6 protein-coding genes are annotated in these 4,500 nt (G+C 61.1%); 1 reads left to right on the forward strand and 5 read right to left on the reverse strand.

The annotated features are described in order from the left end of the window. Positions 1-245: 245 nt before the first annotated feature. The 5 genes from AC1DIJ_RS30780 to AC1DIJ_RS30800 all read right to left on the reverse strand — a co-directional run bounded on the left by AC1DIJ_RS30780 (position 246) and on the right by AC1DIJ_RS30800 (position 3,302). Positions 246-716, reverse strand: a complete 471-nt coding sequence (locus AC1DIJ_RS30780; protein ID WP_112390948.1) for a nuclear transport factor 2 family protein — start codon at positions 714-716, stop codon at positions 246-248. Between the two features lie 106 nt (positions 717-822). Next, positions 823-1,149, reverse strand: coding sequence for a nuclear transport factor 2 family protein (locus AC1DIJ_RS30785; RefSeq protein WP_112390947.1), 327 nt, complete (start codon positions 1,147-1,149; stop codon positions 823-825). A gap of 13 nt (positions 1,150-1,162) precedes the next feature. Beyond that, entirely contained in the window at positions 1,163-2,146 is a 984-nt protein-coding gene (locus AC1DIJ_RS30790; protein WP_112390946.1) for a saccharopine dehydrogenase NADP-binding domain-containing protein, read from the reverse strand. A 1-nt stretch (position 2,147) separates the two neighbouring features. Beyond that, positions 2,148-2,543 carry a VOC family protein gene (locus AC1DIJ_RS30795; protein WP_112390945.1) on the reverse strand — a complete coding sequence of 132 codons (396 nt, stop codon included), beginning with the start codon at positions 2,541-2,543 and terminating at the stop codon, positions 2,148-2,150. Between the two features lie 15 nt (positions 2,544-2,558). Then, entirely contained in the window at positions 2,559-3,302 is a 744-nt protein-coding gene (locus tag AC1DIJ_RS30800; RefSeq protein WP_112390944.1) for an SDR family oxidoreductase, read from the reverse strand. A 136-nt stretch (positions 3,303-3,438) separates the two neighbouring features. Between AC1DIJ_RS30800 and AC1DIJ_RS30805 the strand changes: the two genes are divergently transcribed. After that, entirely contained in the window at positions 3,439-4,311 is an 873-nt protein-coding gene (locus AC1DIJ_RS30805; protein ID WP_112390943.1) for an AraC family transcriptional regulator, read from the forward strand. The last annotated feature ends 189 nt before the right edge of the window (positions 4,312-4,500 follow it).

The following is a 4,500-nucleotide window of genomic DNA, read 5'->3' on the forward strand; positions in this document are numbered from 1 at the left end:
AAACGACGTCATATGGCGTCATTGCCGCATGAGAGCGGCATGAATTGAGACCCTGCGCCGAGGCGCGGGGCAGAAACGCGTTGGTACTCCGCCCGGAAAATCAAAATGGGCGGATGAGCAGCTAATGCGGCGAGTTTTTCAACGATATCCGCCAGAGGCGGACATCGCGCCACCCCGCAGCCACAGGCTGCTAGGCGGCGGAGACAAAGTCTCTCGCCGCCCTCCTTGGCCACATATAGTGGAGGCTAGATGCCGGAAAGAACTCCAATGTCGCCGGAGCGCCAGACGTTGTCGACGGTGTTGCGGGTGATGACCCAGAGGCCGCCGTTCCTCTTGAGTTCGACGTCGTAGCGGTTCTTCATCAGGTAGTGACGCGAGGGATCGCTGCGGGGGACGTGCTGGGCTTCGACGAGAACGTCCATGCGTGCGGTGTCTCCATCGATCATCACCCGCGGATTGCTGACGGAATGCGTCGTGTCCAGGTTGGCGAGCGATGTCGCCAACGCCGAGACGATGACATCCCGGCCCTCGATGACGGGATATTCGAAGCCTGCCTTGGCAGCAGCCGGTCGGAAGTCGGAGACGGCATTCTCCGCCAGCGATGATGCGAGGAGATCGCTGTCGCGAAGATCGATGCCGGCCGTGAAGCGATAGAGAGCCTCGACGACGGCGAGCCGGTCTGCAGCATCCTGTGCGAAGGATGGCGATAGGGTCATGAATTTGCTCCTTGTCGTGCCGGAGGCCTGCGGAATGCACGCCCTCCCCGGCATCGGCGCGCTGGGCGCAGATGTTCCTGTTTTGATAGGGCTGAAAATTAGTCTGTTATTCGAGATCGGCGTCGATGCGCTCGATCAGGCCATCGGGATTGACCGCGATCTTCAGGATCCCGATCTCGTGTCCGAAATCGCCTGTGAAATCGAGCCGGACGTCCGAATGGAATTCGTCGAGATCTTCGATCGACAGCAGCTTGCTGTTGGTGCTGTAACCAACAAAGAACCGCTCGAGGTAGTGCTGGATACCATTGCGGCCGACAAAGGCATCGCCGACTGAAACGTCGTCGATGACGGCGTCGGCTGAAAACAGCGACAGCGTCCCTTCCACGTCGAAGGCATTGGCGGCCATGATGAAGGATTCGATGAGCTTCTGCATGACGCCGGTCTCCTTAGACATCGTTGATCGAGGTATCGGCGATGGTCTGCGCGAAGCCGCTTCCTAACAGGGCTGCAGGCGTCTGGAAGCCGGGACGGACTTCGCCGCCAAGGACGCGCCGGCCAGCCTCGGCCGCCGCCATCGCCGTGAACGTGTAGCCGTTGACCGTATCGAGGATGGAACGGGTGATCGTTCCATCTGCGCCAGTAACTTCGACGGCTGCCTGGTAGCGGTTCGCCCGCCGCTCCTCTTCACTGGGGCCGTCCGGTAGGGTCGAGAGATCACCCTGCGGGAAACCATCGCCGGTGACATGCACAAAGGTCTCGACGTCGGGGACCCCCGTCGCCAGCCAGATGGTGATAAGATCAGGCAGCGTCACCGGGAAGCAGTCGACCGCGCCCTTGCCGAAATCGAACTTGCGGACGCCGTCGGCGGCAATCGAGACAAGCTCTCCGTCCACACGGGCCAGGGTTTCGACTGTGACGTTCTCCATGGCGCTGATCGCCGACCCGCGCGAAAGTCCGCCTGCGACATGCAGCGCAATCCTGATCTTGCGGGGGTCGCTCACACGAGCGACCGCATGTCCGGCAAGGCTGCCGAGCATGGAGACGCTTCCGCCGCCGCCCGGCATGAGCATCACGCCCGCAGCCTTCGCGTCGTCGTCGAGCGTGCCGGCCAGACGGTAGCTGTCGAGTTCGGCAGCCGTGTCGAGATAGTGAATGCTGTTGCGGATCGATGCCTTCATCAGTGCATCGGCGGTGCGCATGAATGGTCCTGCGCAGTTCAGCAGGACGGAGACGCCAGCCAGACCGACGTCAATTGCCGCAGCATCATTGAGGCCGAAGACGCGGTACTCGACGCCGAGTTCCGCAGAGAGTTTCGAGAGGGTCGCTTCGTTGCGGCCGGCGAGAACGAGAGGCGTGCGGGCAGCCTTCGCATGTTCCGCCGCCATGCGGCCGGTATAGCCGGTCGCGCCATAGATCATCAGCTTTGTCATATCAGTGCTGCCATTCCTTGTAGACAAATTCGAGGCTGTAGCCGTCCGGGTCGCGAACCTGGGCGGCGTAGTAGCGGGGGTCGTAGTGGAGCTGCGCTCCGGGCGGATGGATTTTTGACGCGCCCGCGGCGACAGCTGCGGCATAGGCGGCGTCGACCTGGGAGGCGCTGTCGGCGACGAAGCCGATATGAGCAGCACGGCCTTCGACCACGCCTTCGCGGAGCCAGAAGAACACCCTGCCATTCGCGCCGAACCCCTTCAGATCAGGATGGCCGGGCGGCCCGTCCTTTCCGTCATAGTCATGAGCATGAACAATCCCGAGTGGTGCCAATGCCGCTTCGTAGAAGGCGATCGACCGATCGATGTCGCTGACGGATATGAAGACATGGTCGAGCATGGTGCTCTCCTTTGCTCAGATAATGTATCCGCCCGAGACCTCGATGTTCTGGGCGTTGATCCAGCGGTTCTCTGCCGACAGGAGACTGGCGACGGCTCCACCGATCTCTTCAGGCTCGCCGACACGGCCAAGTGCGGTTTGGCCTGCCAGCATGGCCTCGAACTCGTCGTTCAGGCCGCCGCCAAGCTCCGTGCGGATTGCGCCGGGTGCGATCGAGTTCGCCCGGATGCCGCGCCCGCCGAACTCCTTGGCCATGTAGCGGGTCAGCACTTCGAGCCCACCCTTGAAGGAGGCATAGGGCGCGACGCCAGCGGTTGCCACGCGCGAGGTGGCGCTAGTGATGTTGATGATCTGGCCGCCATCCGCCATCAGCGGCAGCAGGATCTGGGTCAGGAAGAACGGCCCCTTGAGATGGACGTTAAAGAGCCCGTCGAATTGTTCTTCCGTAACAGTCGCGATCGGATTGAAGAGGCCGTATCCGGCATTGTTGACGAGATAATCGAAATCGTCCCGGCCGAAGATGGAACGCAGTTTCGAAGCAACAAAATCCCGGAAGGCCGGAAACGCGCTGATGTCGCCGACGTCGAGTTTTAGGGCAACGGCCTTACCGCCGTTCCCGATGATTGCCTTGACGACATCGTCCGCTTTTGCCGGGTTGCTGTTGTAGGTCACGACAACGCCCATTCCTTTGCGGGCGCATTCGATGGCTGTGCTGGCTCCAAGACCCCGGCTTCCTCCGGTGACGATGACGATCTTCATGGCTGTTTCCTTGCCTGTTTGCTGTGCCCTGAAGCTAGGCCTGTGCCATCTTGCCCGCTCACCTATTCCTCTCCGAAGCTTGCCTATTTCTGCTTTACGCTTGCAGGGGCTTTCTCGAGCTGTCACGGTCATCGCCATGGAAAAGCAACTTCAGGAACTGCGTGCCTTGGCATCGACGGCGGAAAACCGCCGCACGGAAACGGGAATTCCCCGTGTTGCGATGGTCCAGGGCGAGATCCCGGAGCATCGGCTCTCTGCCGTCTACGAGCCGATGATCAACCTGATCCTCACTGGCTCGAAAACGATGACGGTCGGCGAGCGGACATTCGCCTACGACCCGGCGACGTATTTCGTCATGTCGGTCGATCTTCCGGCGGTGGGATCGGTTCACCCTTCGGTGGCGGGAGAACCCTATCTCGCGGTCAGCCTGACACTCCACCCGCCAACGGTCGCCGCCCTCATCAGCGATCTGCCCGTGCAGGTGTGCAGCAAGCTGTTCGGCTCCGGTTTCTCCGTCGCGCCGGTCAACCACGAGTTCCTCGACGCCTGGGTGCGGATGCTCCGGCTGATGGACCGTCCGGACGAAATCGCCGTGCTTGCACCTGCCTACGAGCGTGAGGTCCTCTTCAGGGTGCTGCAAGGCCCGCTCGGCTGGATGCTGCGGGACATTGCCGCGCCAGATGCTGCACTATCGCGGATCGGCGTTGCGATCCAATGGATCCGGGAAAATTTCGCCAAGCCGCTCAGGGTCGAGGCTCTCGCGGAGATGGCGGCGCTCAGCGTCTCGGCGTTCCATCGACACTTCAAGGCAATCACGGCACTCAGCCCGATCCAGTACCAGAAGCAAGTCCGGCTGCTGCATGCGCGCAGGCTTTTGATGGCTGGGGAAGGAACGGCAACGTCGGTCGCCTTCGGCGTTGGTTATGAAAGCCCGAACCAGTTCAGCCGTGAATACGCAAGGCAGTTCGGACTACCGCCCTCGAAGGATGTCGTGCGCCTTCGAGGGTGAGACCGTGTGACGGGATGCTTTCCTGCAACGGCCGCTTTGGGCCGATACTGTTGAAAAACTATTGGTGGTGAGCATCTCATCTATCCCCTTAGAAATTAGCGTCCGTGACACGAACGCCCGCCGAGATATCGTAATGCCTTTCTAGGAGGCTAAATGTGTGTAACTCGGTTGTGGATGGCGAAACAATTT

Source organism: Rhizobium sp. 10N427 (assembly GCF_056394605.1).